General features: G+C 66.6%; 19 protein-coding genes. 11 read left to right on the top strand and 8 right to left on the bottom strand.

Features of this window, described 5'->3' with window-relative positions; translation table 11 throughout:
- Nucleotides 1–18 precede the first annotated feature (18 nt).
- Nucleotides 19–1455, top strand: coding sequence for a hypothetical protein (locus MU558_RS00260; protein WP_246970861.1), 1437 nt, complete (start codon nucleotides 19–21; stop codon nucleotides 1453–1455).
- Here MU558_RS00260 and MU558_RS00255 read toward each other — a convergent pair.
- The 3 genes from MU558_RS00255 to MU558_RS00245 form a co-directional block, all read right to left on the bottom strand.
- Nucleotides 1452–1811, bottom strand: a complete 360-nt coding sequence (locus tag MU558_RS00255) for a hypothetical protein (protein ID WP_246970858.1) — start codon at nucleotides 1809–1811, stop codon at nucleotides 1452–1454. The genes MU558_RS00260 and MU558_RS00255 overlap by 4 nt on opposite strands.
- A 246-nt stretch (nucleotides 1812–2057) precedes the next feature.
- A complete protein-coding gene (locus MU558_RS00250; protein ID WP_246970855.1) occupies nucleotides 2058–3026 on the bottom strand; it encodes an NAD-dependent epimerase/dehydratase family protein in 969 nt (322 codons plus the stop codon).
- A 222-nt stretch (nucleotides 3027–3248) separates the two neighbouring features.
- Nucleotides 3249–3542 (bottom strand): DUF7577 domain-containing protein, encoded by a 294-nt coding sequence (locus MU558_RS00245; RefSeq protein WP_246970852.1) that lies wholly within the window; start codon nucleotides 3540–3542, stop codon nucleotides 3249–3251.
- A gap of 91 nt (nucleotides 3543–3633) precedes the next feature.
- Between MU558_RS00245 and allB the strand changes: the two genes are divergently transcribed.
- Nucleotides 3634–5004 carry an allantoinase AllB gene (gene allB, locus MU558_RS00240; RefSeq protein ID WP_246970849.1) on the top strand — a complete coding sequence of 457 codons (1371 nt, stop codon included), beginning with the start codon at nucleotides 3634–3636 and terminating at the stop codon, nucleotides 5002–5004.
- Between the two features lie 19 nt (nucleotides 5005–5023).
- On the opposite strand, the gene MU558_RS00235 is transcribed toward allB, so the two are convergent.
- From MU558_RS00235 to MU558_RS00215, 5 genes are all read right to left on the bottom strand, one after another.
- Nucleotides 5024–5860, bottom strand: a complete 837-nt coding sequence (locus MU558_RS00235; protein WP_246970847.1) for a hypothetical protein — start codon at nucleotides 5858–5860, stop codon at nucleotides 5024–5026.
- Between the two features lie 105 nt (nucleotides 5861–5965).
- On the bottom strand, nucleotides 5966–6757 hold the full coding sequence (locus MU558_RS00230) for a DUF7260 family protein (protein ID WP_246970845.1): 792 nt from the start codon (nucleotides 6755–6757) through the stop codon (nucleotides 5966–5968).
- Nucleotides 6754–7128: a DUF7552 domain-containing protein gene (locus tag MU558_RS23340; RefSeq protein ID WP_246970843.1), complete on the bottom strand. Its 375-nt coding sequence runs from the start codon at nucleotides 7126–7128 to the stop codon at nucleotides 6754–6756. The genes MU558_RS00230 and MU558_RS23340 overlap by 4 nt, the downstream gene beginning before the upstream one ends.
- Nucleotides 7129–7133: 5 nt before the next feature.
- Nucleotides 7134–7280 (bottom strand): hypothetical protein, encoded by a 147-nt coding sequence (locus MU558_RS00220; RefSeq protein WP_246970841.1) that lies wholly within the window; start codon nucleotides 7278–7280, stop codon nucleotides 7134–7136.
- Between the two features lie 81 nt (nucleotides 7281–7361).
- A complete protein-coding gene (locus MU558_RS00215; protein WP_246970839.1) occupies nucleotides 7362–8426 on the bottom strand; it encodes a quinone-dependent dihydroorotate dehydrogenase in 1065 nt (354 codons plus the stop codon).
- Nucleotides 8427–8674: 248 nt separating this feature from the next.
- Here MU558_RS00215 and MU558_RS00210 point away from each other — a divergent pair, with 248 nt between their 5' ends.
- Genes MU558_RS00210 through MU558_RS00170 form a run of 9 tightly spaced genes read left to right on the top strand, consistent with a single transcriptional unit; the run spans nucleotide 8675 to nucleotide 16840 of the window.
- The gene (locus tag MU558_RS00210) at nucleotides 8675–9706 is read left to right on the top strand and encodes a monovalent cation/H+ antiporter subunit E (RefSeq protein ID WP_246970837.1); all 1032 of its coding nucleotides are present in this window, start codon (nucleotides 8675–8677) and stop codon (nucleotides 9704–9706) included.
- On the top strand, nucleotides 9703–9984 hold the full coding sequence (locus MU558_RS00205) for a cation:proton antiporter (protein WP_246970835.1): 282 nt from the start codon (nucleotides 9703–9705) through the stop codon (nucleotides 9982–9984). The genes MU558_RS00210 and MU558_RS00205 overlap by 4 nt, the downstream gene beginning before the upstream one ends.
- On the top strand, nucleotides 9981–10304 hold the full coding sequence (gene mnhG / locus MU558_RS00200; RefSeq protein WP_246970832.1) for a monovalent cation/H(+) antiporter subunit G: 324 nt from the start codon (nucleotides 9981–9983) through the stop codon (nucleotides 10302–10304). The genes MU558_RS00205 and mnhG overlap by 4 nt, the downstream gene beginning before the upstream one ends.
- Complete coding sequence (locus MU558_RS00195) at nucleotides 10301–10840, top strand: DUF4040 domain-containing protein (protein WP_246970829.1); 540 nt, start codon at nucleotides 10301–10303, stop codon at nucleotides 10838–10840. The genes mnhG and MU558_RS00195 overlap by 4 nt, the downstream gene beginning before the upstream one ends.
- On the top strand, nucleotides 10840–11328 hold the full coding sequence (locus tag MU558_RS00190) for an MnhB domain-containing protein (protein ID WP_246970827.1): 489 nt from the start codon (nucleotides 10840–10842) through the stop codon (nucleotides 11326–11328). Before MU558_RS00195 ends, MU558_RS00190 begins: the two co-directional genes overlap by 1 nt.
- Nucleotides 11328–11699, top strand: coding sequence for a cation:proton antiporter subunit C (locus MU558_RS00185; protein WP_246970825.1), 372 nt, complete (start codon nucleotides 11328–11330; stop codon nucleotides 11697–11699). Before MU558_RS00190 ends, MU558_RS00185 begins: the two co-directional genes overlap by 1 nt.
- Nucleotides 11692–13218: a proton-conducting transporter transmembrane domain-containing protein gene (locus MU558_RS00180; protein ID WP_246970823.1), complete on the top strand. Its 1527-nt coding sequence runs from the start codon at nucleotides 11692–11694 to the stop codon at nucleotides 13216–13218. Before MU558_RS00185 ends, MU558_RS00180 begins: the two co-directional genes overlap by 8 nt.
- Entirely contained in the window at nucleotides 13218–15023 is a 1806-nt protein-coding gene (locus MU558_RS00175; protein ID WP_246970821.1) for a monovalent cation/H+ antiporter subunit D family protein, read from the top strand. Before MU558_RS00180 ends, MU558_RS00175 begins: the two co-directional genes overlap by 1 nt.
- The gene (locus MU558_RS00170; RefSeq protein ID WP_246970819.1) at nucleotides 15023–16840 is read left to right on the top strand and encodes a Na(+)/H(+) antiporter subunit D; all 1818 of its coding nucleotides are present in this window, start codon (nucleotides 15023–15025) and stop codon (nucleotides 16838–16840) included. The genes MU558_RS00175 and MU558_RS00170 overlap by 1 nt, the downstream gene beginning before the upstream one ends.
- Nucleotides 16841–17079 lie beyond the last annotated feature (239 nt).

The following is a 17079-nucleotide window of genomic DNA, read 5'->3' as shown; positions in this document are numbered from 1 at the left end:
GATAAAACGAGAACGACGATGGATGTGCGTTCGCTTCGACGGGGGCAGACGAGAAGCATCACCTCGACGGTCGGTCGTCTCGTCGCGACCGCCCTTGCGGTCGGGCTGGCAGTGCTATCAGTGGGTACCGGAGTCGTCGCCGCGAGCAACGTCGTCGCCGGTCTGTCGGGCTCCGGTGGTGACGTCTCCGTCCCGACGTGGCTCTATCTCGCGACCGGCGGCGGCGTCATCGGTGCGTCGGCGCTGTTGACGATGCTCGTCACCGACCGCGAGGTCATCGACGGCTACCACGACGGATCGGCGCTGTTCTCGCTCGAGGCGATCCGTGGCGCCGGCTCGCTCGTCTTCGGAACCGTGGGGATCGCCGCTCTCTCGTTCGTGGTCGTCGTCGGCCTCGTCGGCCCCAGACTCGGCTCGCTCAGCGCGGCCGTCCTGCTCACGTTCGTCGGCGTCCGGTCGGTCCTGACGATCGTCGCGTACGCCGTCGGCAGTCCGTGGCGCGCGATCAATCCCTGGCGGCGGATCGCGTCGGTGCTCCCGAACGGCTACCTGTCGTATCCGTCCGGGCTCGACGCCTGGCCGGCCGTGGCTGCGCTGCTCGCGTTCGTCTGGCTCGAGCTCGTCGCACCGCTGACCTCGTCGTCGCGAGCGCTCGTCGCGGTCGTCCTCGGCTACTCGGTGCTGACGATCGCTGGCGGGGTCGCGTTCTCGCCCGAGACGTGGTTCCGGCGAGCCGATCCGCTCTCCGTGTGGTTTCGCCTCTACGGTGCCGTCGCACCGATCCAGCGGACCGACGATGGCCTCGAGATCCGCCCGCCAGGAGCCCGACTGAGCGACAACGATCTCGTCACCGACCGCTCGACCGTCGCGTTCGTCCTCGCGCTGATCTGGGAGTTAACCTACAGCGGGTTCGTCGTGACGCCGCCGGGCGTCGCGACGGTCGAGACGCTGGTCGGCGTCGGCGTGCCACCGGCGCTCGTCTATCTCGGGCTGCTCGTGGCTGGATTCGTGCTCTTCTATCGGGTCTACCTGTACGCCGTCGACCGGACTCGAGAACTCGCCGAGACGTACGTCTCCCAGCGCTACCTCGCGGTTCGATACGCGCCGCCGCTGCTCGCGATCGCCGCCGGCTATCACTTTGCACACTACGTTGGCTTCTCGATTTCGCTGTGGCCGTCGCTCGTCGACACGATGGCTGCACCGCTCTCCCCGCCGTCGAACCCGACCGTCCTCGCGCTTCCGCCGTGGTTCGGGTACGTCGAAATCGTCGGCATCCTCCTGGGTCACGCTCTCGCCGTCTGGATCGCACACACGGTCTCGTTCGAGCTCTTCCCGGGACGACTCCAGGCGATCCGCAGCCAGTATCCGCTGATCGTCGTGATGATCTTCTTTACGATCGTGAGCCTGTATCTGGTCTCGCTACCGACGGTGAGTCCGCCGTACGTCCCGGGCTAGACGCCCGGAACGCCGACCGCCTCGAACGCCATGATTCCGACGATTGCGAGCACGTACAGGACGATCAACACCGATACCCACGCGACGAGCGTGATCCCGAGTGCCTGCACCCAGCCGCCGGGGTACCGGTAGTTGATCACGGCGAGGTACGCGAGGAGCACGAGTATCGGTCCGAGCAGCGGAATCCACCCGAGAAAGAACCCGACGATTCCCCAGACGACTGCCCCGAGCAGCGCCGTGACGACCGCGTACGTGTAGTCATGTGCGTCGACGATGAGGCTCGCTCCGACGTAGATTCCAAGCGCACCGATCAGGAGACTGACGACGAATACGACGATGCTATCGATGAGCGCCATGGCCGGAGGAACGCGGAACCTACCGTTAGTTATCAGTGCCCTAGCCACCGAAACGCTATCTGTCAGCAGGAGACCGTTTCGCCAACGTTCACGTGACTGTGACGGACGATCCGGCCCAGTCCCGGAAACGCTTCAGTACCGCTGGAACGGCCAGGTTCGTTTTTGATCCATTCGAAAAGGGGTTCACTCGATCACGTCCCGGTGAATCTATTCTCATCCGATCACGCACGCGTCTCGTTCGGGGACTCAACTGTACGACTCGCCCTCCCGATCGATCATCGTAGCCTCCTCGAGCGACTCGCGGCCGACGAGATCGCGAATCCCCGTCTGGAGGCCGATCGTCGCCTCGAAGCCGAGCGTGCGACGAGCTTTCGACACGTCCGCCCTGCTGTGTCGAACGTCACCCACCCGGGGCTCGCGGTGGACGATCGGGACGTCGGCGTCGGTCGCCTCGCGGATCGTCTCTGCCAACTCGAGGATCGACGTTCGCTCGCCGGTTCCGACGTTGTACGCCTCGCCGACGTCGTCGGTCGTCGCCGCCAGCAGGTTCGCCCGGACGAGGTCCTCGACGTGGACGAAATCGCGCGTCTGCTCCCCGTCACCCTCGACCGTGATCGGGTCGCCAGCTCGCGCCTGCTCGAGAAACGTCGAGATAACGCCGCTGTAGGGACCGCGCTGGCGCGGCCCGTAGGCGTTGAAGTACCGGAGCGCGACCGTCGGCAGGTCGTACAGATCCGCGTACAGCCGCGCGTACTCGTCGAGTGCGAGCTTCTGGATGCCGTACGGCGACGCGGGATCGGTCGAAGCTGTCTCCGAGACCGGCAGCTCGTCGGGGTGGCCGTAGACTGCCGCACTCGAGGCCAGCACGACTCTGGCGTCCTCGCGACGCGCCTGCTCGAGCAGCTCGAGGCCCGCCTCGAGGTTCACGCGGTTCGTCTCCGCGGGCTGTTCGACGGTCTCGGTCACGCCGACGACGGCCGCCTCGTGGAAGATCAGGTCGACGTCCCGGGTCGCCCGCTCGAGTGCCTGCTGGTCGCGGACGTCGCCCTCGAGGAGCGTCGCGTCGTCGTGGACGTGCTCGCGCTCGCCCGTCGAGAGGTCGTCGAGGACGCGAACGTCGTTGTCGTCGACGAGTGCGTCGACGAGGTGGCTGCCGATGAAGCCGGCACCGCCGGTGACGAGGATCGTCCGATCGCGGATCGATGGGGGAGTCATCGCTCGCGCTTCCAGCCGCCGAACGTTTAGTATCCGACTCGTACCGTGGTTCGTTGGGTGCGCGTCTCGCGAGAAAGGGGCTATTACCGTCCACTCGGTCCCCGGACGCCGTCTCGTCTGTGGTCGACGACGGGTGCGCTTATACGGTCTGCTGTCCCTATCTTCCGCAGCGACCGCGTCCCGTCGGGCGGTCGCTGCGGGACGGACGTACAGCGGTCCGTATCACAGCCTCTCGGCGCAGTGCCGACAGTACGTGTAGGCGGGATCGTTCGCGGTCGAGCAGTGCCGGCAGGAGATCCGCGTCGACTGGTTCGACTCGCGTGTACCGTCGTCAGACGCCGACTGCCGTCCGGTCTCGTCGGCGAGTTCGTACGGCTCGAGTTCGCCCGTCTGCCGCTCGCGACGGCGCTTTCGCGCATCCTCGACGATCCCCCACAGGACGGGAATCGAGACGATCAGGGCGACGATCGCCCCGAGGACGAAGACGACGGAAAGCAGTTGCAGCCCCACGGCCATGTCGGCTACCACGACCTGCAGGCACAAAGGACTCGCCGTGGCTGCCGCAGGCAACGTAAGCTATATCCGCGCCGCTCGGAAACCCACGGCAATGTCTGTCGACCTCGTCGTGGAGAACTGTACCGTCGTGACGCCCGCCGGTCGCGTTCCCGACGCGGGCGTCGCCGTCGAGGACGGCGAAATCGTCGCCGTCGGCCGCAGCGACCGCCTCCCGGCGGCCGATCGCACCATCGACGCCGCGGGGAACGTCCTCGTCCCAGGGATCGTCGACGCCCACATCCACAACCGAGAACCCGGCCTCGAGTACAAGGAAGACTGGGAGTCCGCGACTCGAGCGGCAGCGGCCGGCGGCGTCACGACCGTCGTCGGGATGCCAAACACCGACCCGGTCATCGACCGACCGGAGCACCTCCAGCTCAAGTTCGACCGCGGGGAGGCGTCGGCACACGTCGACTTCCAGAGTTTCGTCGTCGTGACCTCGGAGAACATAGATCGCATCCCGGCCCTCGACGAGGCCGGTGCCCTGGGATACAAGATCTTCCTCGGGTCGACCGTCGGCGACGTGCCACCGCCGAGCGACGGGGAAGTCCTCGAGGCGATGAAGCGGATCCGGGAGACCGGCAAACGGCTCGGCTTTCACGAGGAAAACGGCGAGATCATCGACTACTACGAAGCGCAGGTCAAAGCGGCGGGACGAAACGACCCGATCGACCACTCCCACTCCCGCCCCGTGATCGCCGAACGCGAGGCCATCGAACGGATGATCACCTTCGCCGAGGAGACCGGCGCGAAGATCCATATGTACCACGTCTCCTCGGGGTCGGGTGCCGAGGCCGTCGCCCGCGGGAAAGACCGCGGCGTCAACGTCACCGCCGAAACCTGCCCGCACTACCTCTGGTTCACCGAGGAGGTCATGCGCGAGAAGGGCAACGTCGCCCGCATCCAGCCGCCAATCCGCGACGAGGCCGAACGAACGAAGCTCTGGGACGCCTTCGACGCGGGCGCGATCGACTCAATCGCGACCGACCACGCACCCCACACGGACGACGAGAAGAAAGTCGACGACCCCTTCGGGAACACCTGGGACGCGGCCGCGGGCTTCGTCGGCCTCGAGACCGAGGTCCCCACGATGCTCACGTTCGTCGACGAAGGCCGGCTCACGCTCGAGGAGTGGGTCTACCACCACGCCACTCGCCCGGCGCAGGTCTGGGGGATGTACCCGCAGAAAGGCTCGCTGCAGGTCGGCACCGACGCGGACTTCACGATCGTCGACCCCGACCGTGAGTGGACGCTCGAGGATCGCCACGACCTCCACTCGAAGAGCACGGTGACGCCTTTCGAGGGCGAGTCGTTCGTCGGCAAAGCCACGACGACCGTCGTGCGCGGCGAGGTCGTCTACGAGGACGGCGACGTGGTCGGCGAGTCGGGGTACGGCACTCGAGTCGACGTCGACGACGCGTAGGACGTTCCTTTTCCCGTTGCTATACGAGGATACCCGAAACGCTCGAGTGAAGCCGACTGGCGGCGAGGACGGCCCAGACGACGACGAAGCCGCAGACGAGGCCGACGAGGTGGGGGTGGACGCCCGCGGTCACACGGACGGCGAGAAAGAGGTCGCTCGTCGAACCGAGAAAGATGAGCACGCCGGAGACGTAAAGCGAGACGTCGAGTGCCGCGTTCGGGTCGCGCAGCATCCGTTTGACGTTCCAGCCCGACAGGGACAGGTAGGCGAGTCCGGACACACCCAGGGGGGTGAGTACGAGCGCCGTCCAGCCGGCGTACGCCAGCGCGACGAACGTCGCGATCAGGAACAGACAGCCGCTGGTCGGTCCGGGCGGGACGGGAAACCGCAACCGCTCGCGCTGGTGGATCGCGATCGCGACCGCGAGCAGTCCCACGAGCGCGGCGACGACGAGCGAGAAGCCGGCCCCGCGGTAGTAACCGATCGCCTCGGGGGCGGTCCGTCGCAGGTACAGTTCCGAGACCAGTGCCGACAGCGGCGGCACGAAGACGAGAATCGACGCGACGGACGCGTAGTAGAAGCGACGGCGCGAGACGCCGGCGAGCAGCAGTAGCGACAGCAGCGACAGGACGAGATAGCCGAACACGTTCCCGGCGAGGTGGGCGAGGTTGGCGTGACCCACGAGCGAGAGGTACGCCGCCTGCCACCCGCTCACTCCCGGTCGGAACAGTACCGATTCGAACGTGACCGGCGAGACGTAGACGACGACCAGCGTGACGGGAACGACGAGGTGGACGGCGACGTCACGGCGACTGATCCGGTCTCGGACGAACCGCGACAACTGGGACGTGCTCATTCGAACTGGTGTAGCCGTATCGAGTGGACCCGTTCGAATGCCTCTTTCGGAGTCGACTTCGTCTCTGGCCTCGAGTCGGCCCCCGGCCGTCGATCGTGGCGGCGACTACGCTCGCCGGACGAGGTGATCGCGAACCGCTCGCTGGCAGTCCGCACAGACGGCGTCGAGTCGAACGACGGTCGCGAGCACTGGATAATCCACCGGAAAGTCGTCGTAGAGGTACGTGACCAGCGTCCGGTGAGCGACTGCACCCTTCGCAGTTTGGTTCGTCGTCTCGGCGAGGTGTGCCTGGCGGTCGCGTACGAGACGATCGCACCGTTCTCGGTGGGCGGCCAGCCGATCGTGGCGCGTCGCGAGTTCGTCGAACTCGCACTCCGACAGCGGCGTGTCGTCGGCGTCGACGAGCCAGTCGGTGATCGTCGCGATTTCGTCGCGAACGTCGGCGAGGTGCGTCGCCTCCCGATCCAGTGCCGCGGCGACGACCTGCGTCTCGTCTACCCGATCTCGAGTGCTCGAGAGAACTGCTCGTTTCAGGTCGGGCGTAAACGCTCCGTCGGGTGTCGAACCGAGTGCCGTCGCGATCGAGTCGGACAGCTCCGACGCGATCGTCTCGAGAAGCGACTCGTCGTCGTCGAGGTCGTCGACGCTGTGTGAGCGGACGGTCTCGGCGAACGCGGTTCTGACCTCGTGACGGCCGCCGTCGGTCGGCGACGAACGAGCAGCGAGCGTTCCGCCGCCGGCCGTGGTGCTGGCTCGCGTCGGTGGCGGTGTCGGATCGACGGAGACGTCTTCGACGCGAGCGACGAACCGCTCGAGTGCCGCCCGTTTGTCCTGCACTGCGTCTCGTTCCGTTCGGACTCGCTCGAGCGCGCGATCGACGGTCGTCGTGACGGTCATCGGTCGTTCGTTCGATCGTCGGGGACGGAGAGAGGTCGTGGGTCGCCCCGGGCTGTCGAGTGCGACAGCAGGACGCGGTCGGTCCCATCCTCGGCTGTCGAGGGCCTGTGATCCGACCGCCGTAGCGACGCCGGCGTCTCGACGACGGTCATGTCGTATCGGTACGTTCGCGGATCGTACCGACGCAGCGTCTCTCGGTAGACGACGACGGCTCGCATGGCTTCTTCCGCTGCCGCTCGATCGGGAAATCGTTTTCCAGTCGCGGGGAAGGGCCGTTCGCCGGTCCGTTCGCAGACGACGACGTAGGAGCCATCGTCGCTCGCGAGCGACTCGATCGTCGCCCGAATCTCGGAGAGCATCGTCGCGTCCATGCTCGTCACTCGTCTCGAGGCGACGCGCCCGTTTCGCGGTCGCTTTCGGTCGATTCACTCTCGACACCGATCCGCTCGTCACGGCCGACGGTCGCGCTGGCCGCGTACGCGGCGTCGTCGATCCACGGCGGGAGACGTCTACTCGAGCCCATATGATTTAGGCAAGCCTAAAACACTGTAAACGTATCGGTTTTTAGGGTGGCCTAAACGAAGGTCGCGACTCGACGTGACGTTCACTCGAGGTCGGCCCCGACGGCCTCCTCGACCGACTGGAAGCCGTCGCGCTGGAGCAGGTCGACCAGGCCGCGGTTGATCTCCCGGGCGGTCGACGGACCGTTGTAGACGAAACCGGTGTACAGTTGCACGAGCGAGGCCCCGGCGCGAATCTTCGCGTAGGCGCTCTCGGCCGAGTCGACGCCGCCGACGCCGACGATCGGCAGGTCGGTGTACTCGGCGAGCGTGCGGATCACGTTCGTCGATCGGTCCTCGAGCGGTTTGCCGCTCAGCCCGCCCCACTCCTCGCGCCGGTCGGATTTGATTCCCTCGCGACTCGTCGTCGTGTTGGTCGCGACGATGCCGTCGAGGTCGAACTCCTCGACGATGTCGACGAGGTCGTACAGCGACTCGGCTGGCGAGTCGGGACCGACTTTCACCAGCAGCGGCCTGTCCGCGTCGTTTTCGGCCTCGAGCGTCTCGAAGACGGTCCGCAGGTGGCCGGGCGACGCCTCGTCGAACTCGTCGGGCGTGTTCGGACAGGAGACGTTGACGACGACGTAGTCGGCGTACGGCGAGAGGCGATCGAACACCCGCCGGTAGTCCTCGACGGCCTCCTCCTCGTTCGAGGAGTTCATCTTCCCGACGTTGACGCCGATCGGGATCGACGGGAGCCCCTCGCGCTCGAGTCGCGCTTTCACGCGCTCCATTCCCTGGCCGTTGAACCCCATCCGGTTGATCATCGCCTCGTCCTCGGGGAGTCGGAACAGCCGCGGCCGTTCGTTGCCAGACTGGGGGTACGGCGTTACGGTTCCGACCTCGACGAATCCGAAGCCGAGCGCGGTCAGCGCGTGGGTGACCTCGGCGTTCTTGTCGAACCCCGCCGCGACGCCGACCGGGTTCGGGAAGGTGGTGTCGAACAGGTCGACCTCGAGTGCCGGGTGCTCGTACCGGTAGGCGTACCGGAGCGTGGCCCTGGTCGGCCACGTCGCCCCCGCCGCTCGGAGCGCCCGCTTGCCCAGGTCGTGGGCGGTCTCCGCGGGAAGCTTGAACGCGAGCGGGCGAAGCCTCGAGTAGATCGTCATTGGCCGTACGTCGGGGATTCCGATACGTAAAGTCCCCGAATGGCCCGGGTCGTGTGGGCGGAGAACGTGACCTTTGTCAGTTCGACCCCACGATCGGTTTCCGTACGCCGAAAAAACGACCAGAAGGATTCGTCTATCGGAACGGAGACTAACGGAGAACGAAATAGTTTTCCTCCGGGTACCGCTTGGTTCGACTAACAGAATTCGAGCCATGAGTCACGAAAGCCGGTCGCCTGGAGGTGTACCCCGTGGCGGATAAGCGGCTGCTCGTGCCGCTGTCGACGTCGGTGACGGTTCGCCAGACCGTCGGCTACGCGGTCCGGTCGGCGCTCGAGGGGGGCGGGCCGGCCGAACTCCACTTCGTCGTCGCGATTCCGGACGACGCGGGCATGTCGGGTGACACGCGTCACCTCGAGGAGGCCGACGACCTGCTCGAGCGCGCTCGCACGTGGGCTGACGAGGACGCAGACGACGAGTCGCTATCCATCGAGACGGCGGTACTCGGGACCGACGAGTACCTGTTCGGTCCGCGAGACTACGCCGAATCGTTCGCCACGTACGCCGACGCTCACGACGTCGACCGCGTCGTGCTCGATCCGGAGTACCAGCCGGGAGCGACGTCGCCGATGCTCCAGCCGCTCGAGCGCGAGCTCGCCGCGGTCGGACTCGCGTACGACGAAGCGCCGGTCGAGCGGCCGGCCCGGCGCGAACGGCTGGTCGGCGCCGAGAGTCTCGACCGATTCATCGGGATGTTCGGCATCTCGTTTGCCTTCTACCTCCTGCTTGGCGATCCGACCTACTGGTTCGACCTCGTCACCGGCGTGGTCGTGGCGGCGATCGTCTCGATTACGCTCTCGCACGTGACGTTCAGCGTCGCGCCACAGAAAGTCCAGTCGCCGATCCGGACCGTCCGCTTTGCGCTGTACGTCCCGCTGTTGCTGTGGGAGATCGTCAAGGCGAACGTCGCAGTCGCGGTCGTGATTCTCCGGCCATCGATGCCGATCGAGCCGAAGCTGACCCGGATAAACGCACGGGTCAGCGGCGGACTGCCCCTGCTGTCGCTCGCAAACAGCATCACGCTGACGCCGGGAACGTTGACCGTCCGGGCGAACGACCAGCGACTGGTCGTCCACACGCTCATCGAGGACGCCCGCGAGGACCTCTTCGAGGGCCGACTCGAGCGGGCGGTTCGCTTCGTCTTCTATGGCCGTGAGGCGGCCGCGATCGCCTCGCCGGAAGAACGCGGCGACGCCGAAGTCATTCGGGGTGACGAGTGGTGACGGCCGAGTTGCTCGACGACGTGTTGCTCACGGTGGCCGCGCTGTTCGTCGTCCTCGCGATCGCGATGTTCTACCGCGCGGTCGCCGGTCCAACGACCCAGGATCGGGTGCTGGCGGTGAACGTCCTCGGGACGAACACCGTCGTCATCCTCGTGTTGCTGGCGGCGGCGCTCGACGAGCCGTGGGTGCTCGACATCGCGTTGATCTACGCGCTGCTCAATTTCCTGATGGCCGTCGCCATCTCGAAGTTCACCGTCGAACGGGGTGGTGTCCTGTGATCGAGACGATCCGCTTCGGCGCGATCGTCGTCCTCGTCGTCGGCGGGCTGTTCTTCACGTTCGTCTCGACAGTCGGCGTGCTCCGACTGCCGGACGTCTACGCCCGGGCACACACGGCGTCGCAGGCCGACACTCTCGGTGCCGGGCTCACGCTCGCCGGCGTCGCGCTCGCACTCGGCTGGCAGTCGGCGACGATCTACACCGTCCTGTTACTGTTTTTCGTGTTCCTCACGAACCCGACGGCGGCACACGCGATCGCCCGCTCGGCAGCCGAGACGGGCGTCGAACCGCTGACCGACGAGGAGGGTGAGAACCGATGAGCGTGCTCGCGTACGCGCTCGTGGCGTTCGTCCTCGTGACTGCGATCGCGACGGCACTGTTTCGCGACGTGCTGTCGACGATCGTCGTCTTCGGGGCGTACAGTCTGGGGATGGCGATCCTCTACACGTACCTGCTCGCACCCGACGTCGCGATGACGGAGGCCGCGATCGGGGCCGGCGTGACGACGGTCCTGTTGCTGTTGACGATCGCCCGGACGACCCGTCCGTCGCCCGATCAGCTGTTCGAACGGCTTAACGTACCCGCGGTCGTCGCGGTCGGGGCGTTCCTGCTCGTTGCCGGCACCCAGGTGCTCCCGGAGATGTGGGCCGTCGGCGATCCGACCGCCCCCGTCTGGTCGAACGCCGAGGTCTCCCAGTACTACATCCAGAACACGTACGCCGACACGCACGTCCAGAACGCGGTGACGGCCGTCCTCGCGGCCTACCGTGGATTCGACACGTTCGGCGAAGCGGTCGTCGTCTTCGCCGCCGGCGTCGCCGTCTTGCTCGTGTTGAAACGGGAGGTGTTCGTCTGATGGCCGACGACGTAGCGGACACGTACACGGAAAGCCAGGTGATCATGACCGCAGTGAAGGTCATCGCGCCGTTTACCCTCACCTACGGGATGTTCATGACCCTTCACGGAGCCGACACGCCCGGCGGCGGCTTCCAGGGCGGGGCGATCGTCGGCGTGACCATCCTCATGCTCGCGTTCGCCTTCGGCATCGAACCGACCCGCCGGTGGCTCCGCAACTCCGTGCTGGTCTCTCTCGTCACCGGCGGCGTCGTCGTCTTCACCGGCGTCGGTCTCGCGACGCTCGCACTCGGCGGGAACTTCCTCGAGTACGATCGCTTCTCCGAGATCGGCATCGCCGGCAAGTGGGGGATGGAAGCCATCGAGGTCGGCGGCGTCTCGCTGATCGTCTCGGGCGTCGTGATCACGCTCTTTTTCGCGATGGCCGCCGGCTTCACGGCCGAACGAAGCCCGACAGCGACGGATGCGGATCGAGGAGGTGACGACTGATGCTCGAGTTACTCGCTACTCACTACGCCTACGCGCTGATGTTCGTTCTGATCGCCATCGGACTGTACATGATGATCGCCAACCAGAACCTCGTCAAGAAGGTGATCGGCGTCAGCCTGTTCCAGACGGCGATCTTCCTGTTTTTCATCTCGATGGCCTACGTCGAGGGCGGCTCGGCACCGATCGTCCCCGCCGAGGAGAACCCCGGGGAACTTGTCGTCGCCAGTCCGCTGCCGCAGGTGATCGTGCTCACGGCAATCGTCGTCGGCGTCGCGCTGACGGCCGTCGCGCTGGCGCTCGTCGTGCGAATCTACGCCGAGTACGGCACGCTCCGGGAGGATACGCTGACGGAGGTGCGTGCCGATGAGTAGCGTCGACCTCGTCCCGGTGTTGCTGATCGCCACCCCGATCCTCGCGGCGACGCTCCCAATCGCGCTCGGGCTTCGATTCGATCGCGTCGGCTGGTCGATCGCCGTGCTCACCACCACCGGCCTGTTCGCCGCGACGGCGTTCCTCGCGACCGTCGTCTACGGCGACGGGACGACCGTCACCCACGCGCTCGGGGACTTCCCGCGACAGTACGGCATCGAACTCGTCGCCGACGAGCTGTCGACGCTGATCGCGTTGCTCGTCACCGGCGTTGCGACCGGCGTGCTCGCGTACACCCGCACGGGCGGCCCGCGCGGAAACACGTTCTACACCGGCTACCTGCTGCTGACCGGCGGCCTGCTCGGCCTGACGATGACCGGCGACGTGTTCAACCTGTTCGTCTTCCTCGAGATCACGGGACTGGGAACGTACGCCATGATCTCCAGCGGCGACGGCCCCGAATCGGCGGTCGCGGCCCTGAAGTACCTGATCCTCGGCACCGTCGGCGCGTCGATGTACCTACTCGGCGTCGGCTTTCTCTTCATGGCGACGGGGACGCTCAACATGGCCGAACTCGCGACGGCGCTCCCCGACGTCGAGGGTCAGGGCGAGACCCTCGTTCGCGTCGCCTTCGCGTTCGTCTTCGTCGGCTTTTCGATCAAGGTCGCCCAGTGGCCGCTGCACACCTGGCAGCCCGACGCCTACCAGCACGCGCCCGACGGCGTGACGCCGCTGATCGCCGCACTCGTCTCGACGGTCTCGGCGTACGCGTTCGGACGGGTGGCGTTTACGGTCTTCGGCGCCGACTTTCTCGCCACCACGCCCTACGCGTCCGAGGTCGTCGTCACCGTCGGCTCGATCAGCGTCCTCGCCGGTAGCACGCTCGCCGTGATCCAGCGGCGGGTCAAGCGGATGCTGGCGTACTCGTCGGTCTCGCAGTTCGGACTGATCGTCGCCGCCTACGGGCTGGTCACCGAGACCGGCCTCGTCGGCGCGGTCGTCCACCTCGTCGGCCACGGGCTGACCAAAGCGGGGCTGTTCGCCGCCGTCGCCGTCATCTCGGTGAGCACCGGCGCTCGCACCGTCGACGAGTACGCCGGCCTCGCCAAGCGGCGGCCGGTCGCCGCGATGGCGATGACCGTCCTGCTCGTCTCGCTCGTCGGCATCCCGCCCTCGGTCGGCTTCGTCGGCAAGTGGTACATCGCACTCGGCGCTGTCGAGGCCGAACTGTGGCCGGTCGCCGCCGTGATCTTCCTGAGCACGATGCTCACGCTCGCGTACGCCGCCCGGCTGCTCGAGAAGATGTACTTCACGCCGGCGGCACCGACCGAGCGTCCAGTCCCCCCGGGTGCGGCCGCGACTGACGGCGGCTCGCCGGTCGAGACCGCCGACCCCGACCGCGTCACCGTCGGCATGATCGGCCTCGTCGTCGTTGCGGCCGTGCTGGTCGTCGCGCTCGGCTTCGCCGGTGGAACGTTCTACGACTTGCTCGAGCCGTTCGTCGAAGAGGTGTTCAACTGATGGTAGAGGTCGTCTCCGATCCGCGTCCGATCGCCGCCGTGCTGGCGTCTGCGGTCGCGGTCGTTCTGATCGTCGCGTCGCATCGCCGTCCGAACATCCGCGAGAGCTGGTCCGTCCTGGCCGCAGTGACGAAGTTCGGCCTCGTCGCGAGTATGCTCCCGGGCGTCCTCGGTGGCGTCGTCTACGAGTGGCGTCTCGGCACGTTCGTCGCCGGCGTCGACTTCGCGCTCCGTGCGGACCCGCTCGGAATGCTGTTTGCGCTGCTCGCGAGCTTCCTGTGGATCTTCACGTCGTTCTACGCGACGGGGTACATGCGCGGGCTCGACGAGCACGCCCAGACGCGCTTTTTCGCCGCGTTCGCCGCCAGTCTCTCGACGGCGGTCGGCATCGCGTTCGCCGCGAACCTGCTGACGATCTTCGTCTTCTACGAGCTGCTCTCGCTCGTGACCTACCCGCTGGTCGCCCACAACGAAGACGAAGAAGCGCGTATCGCCGGCCGGAAGTACGTCACGTACACGTTCTTTGGCGGCGGCGTGTTCCTGCTCGCCGGGACCGTCCTGGTCTACTGGCTCACCGCTGGCGTGGGCGACCCGACGCTCGCGTTCGAGGCCGGCGGCATCGGTGCGCTCGCCGAGGCGGCGAACGCCGAGCCGATGTACGCGCAGGCCGCCTTCTTCCTGCTCGCGGCCGGCTTCGGCGTGAAAGCCGCCGTCATGCCACTTCACTCGTGGCTCGCCGACGCGATGGTCGCGCCGACGCCCGTCTCCGGACTGCTCCACGCGGTCGCAGTCGTCAAGTCCGGCGCGTTCGGCATCGCTCGGCTCATCCTCGAGGTCTACGGTCCCGACCTCGCCGGCGACCTGGGCGTGAACGTCCCGCTTGCGATCCTGGCGGCGTTTACGCTCGTGGCCGCGAGCATCATCGCGATGCGCAAAGACCACCTCAAGCGTCGGCTGGCGTACTCGACGACCGCACAGCTGTCGTACATCGTCCTCGGGCTGTCGCTGTTACATCCCTACGCCATCCTCGGCGCGCTGTTTCATATCCCCGCCCACGCGTTCGGGAAGCTCACGCTGTTCTTCTGTGCGGGTTCGATCCACGTCGAGACCCACACGGACTACATCAGCGAGATGGCCGGAATCGGCAAGCGGATGCCGCTGACCATGACCGCGTTCACGGTCGGTGCGGCGGGGATGGCCGGCATGCCGCTGGTCGCCGGCTTCGTCAGCAAGTTCTACATGCTGATCGGCGCGCTCCGTGCCGACTGGTGGATCTTCGCGCTCTCCCTGCTCGTCTCGGGCGTCCTCAACATCGCCTACTTCTGGCCGGTGGTCTACACCGCATTCTTCGAGAGCGAGGACCGCCACGACGCCAAACCGCTGCTCGAGTTCCCCATCGGCGGCATTCGGGAGTCGTACTTCAGCTCTGCTCCGGCGGTCGCCGACGGCGGCACGTCCGAAGGCGAAAAGGAGTACGAGTACGCCGTCGACGAGTATCCAAGCGACCACACGGTGCCCGACGAGGACGAGGGTGACGGCGAGCACGCCGTCGAACCCGACCACGCCGCCTACGACGATCACGGCCACGACCACGATCACGATCACGACGAGGGCCACCACGGCGGCCCACCGGCCGAGGGCTGGCAGCGCCACTCGCCGCTGACCGAGAGCACGTGGCTCATGCTGGTGCCCATCGTCGTGATCGCAACCGGCGCGCTCGTCCTCGGCATCGTTCCCGACCGCGCCGTCTTCCTCGAGCTCGCCGGCTACGTCGTCGAGGTCGTCACCGGGGAGGTGATCCTCTGATGGCAATCGAGGCACTCACGATGGTCTACCCGCCGCTGGTCGTCTTCGCGGCGGCGCTGCTCGTGCTCGTCTTGCCCCGGATCGCCGGCTTCGCCGTCGGGTCGGCGAGCCTGCTCGCCGTGATCGCCCTCGCGTGGTTTACCCCAGAGGGCGCACACCTCACCGGGAGCTTCCTCGGCTTCGAGGCCACCCTGTTCCTCGTCGACGACTTTACCCGGATGCTGGGGATCGTGATGGGATTCCTGGGTGCGTTCGCGGTCGTCTACGCCTACTCGAGCGAGGCCACCCGGCGGATGACAGCCTTCGCGCTCGCGTACGTCGCGTCGGCAGTCGGAGCGGCGTTCGCGGGCGACTGGCTCGTGCTCGTGTTCATGGCCGAGATCATGGCGATGACGAGCACCCTCCTGGTGTGGGACTACGGCGGCGACGCCGTCCGGGCTGGCTTTCGGTACGCGATCGCCCACGGCATCGGCGGCAGTCTCCTGCTCTTTGCCGTCGTCGCCCACTACGCCGAGGTCGGCTCGTTCGCCTACACCGCAGACGGCATCACCACCGGGCTACCCCTGTTGCTCGCAGTGCTCGGGCTCGGCATCAACTGTGCGTTCATCGGCCTGCACACGTGGCTGCCCGATACCTACCCCAAGCCCCACTTCGCGGCCTCGGTGTTCCTCGGCGTCTACACGACGAAGACCAGCGCGTACATCCTCTACCGGGCGCTTCCCGACGACGGGAACCTGTACGTCGCCTACATGGGCGGCCTGATGGCCATCTACGGGGCGACCTTCGCGTTGCTCCAGCACGACATGCGCGCGCTCCTGTCGTATCACATCCAGGCTCAGCTCGGGTACATGGTCGCCGGCGTCGGCATCGGCAGCACCCTCGCGGTCGCCGGTGCGATGGGTCACCTGTTCAACAACGTGCTGTTCAAGAGCCTGCTGTTCATGGCCGTCGGCGTCATCATCTACCGGACCGGCGAGAACGACCTCTACGAACTCGGCGGCCTCTGGCGGGAGATGCCCCTGACCGCCGTCGGCTTCGGACTCGGTGCGTTCTCGATCACCGCCATCCCTGGTTTCAACGGCTACGTCAGCAAGGGGATGGTGATAGATGCCGCCGACCCCCACTACTACGGTGCGCCAGAGTACGAGGTGCTGTACTGGCTGTTGATGATCGGTGCCGTCGGGACGCTGCTCTCCTTTATCAAACTCGGCTACTACGCCTTCCTCCACGGCGAGAGCGACCTCGAGGTCGCCGACGCCAGACCCGGCCAGACAGTCGCGATGCTCGCGGTCGGCGGCGCGTGTCTCGCCCTGGGCCTGTGGTGGCAGGGCTTCGTCGACCTCCTCCCCGGCATCGAAGGGCAGGCGTTCGAGTACACGGGCGGTGAAGGCCACCTCCACCCCTACAGCACCGGCCACCTGCTCGACTCGGTCGTCCTCGTCACCGTCGCGGCCGTCGCGTTCAAACTCGTCCGCAAGCCACTGTCGAAACTCGGGCACGTCCCCGACGTCGAGGTGATCGTCAATCCGGCGATGTACCACCTCGGACGGGGGTCGATGCGGGCGATCACCGAGACGTTCGCCGCCGTCGACGCCGTCGCCGTCGGGTTCGTCCGCCGGTGTTACTGGATCGGCAACAACCCGACCGTCGCAGCCGACCGCGTCGCCCGCAAGGTACCCGACCGGCTCGTCGACACCCGCGACCGACGCGTGGCAAACGGCGGCCAGCCCTCGCGGCTCCTCCTGCGTGCGGGAATCGGTACGACGGTGCTGTTCGTCACAGTCTCGTTGACGATCGTACTGTGGCTGCTGGTCTAGACCAGCGGTAGTTTCGCCGAACGAGACCCTCTCCCTCGAGTTGTCGTCAGCGAGACGATGATGTTTCCCTCGACTACTCACGGTACGGCGGGACTACACCGGCCCCGTCGCACTCGATCGCTCTGCGATCGACCCACCCTCCGTCCTGCCGCCTGATATACTATCAAATATCTTTGAACTCTTTCGTTTTCCACACATAGATGGCGTAGAGACGTTCTCTACTGCCCGAAAATGTATTC

This window comes from Natribaculum luteum (assembly GCF_023008545.1).
Lineage (GTDB): Archaea > Halobacteriota > Halobacteria > Halobacteriales > Natrialbaceae > Natribaculum > Natribaculum luteum.
Note: the sequence above shows the minus strand (reverse complement) of the source record. Positions and strands in the feature narration are given on the sequence as shown.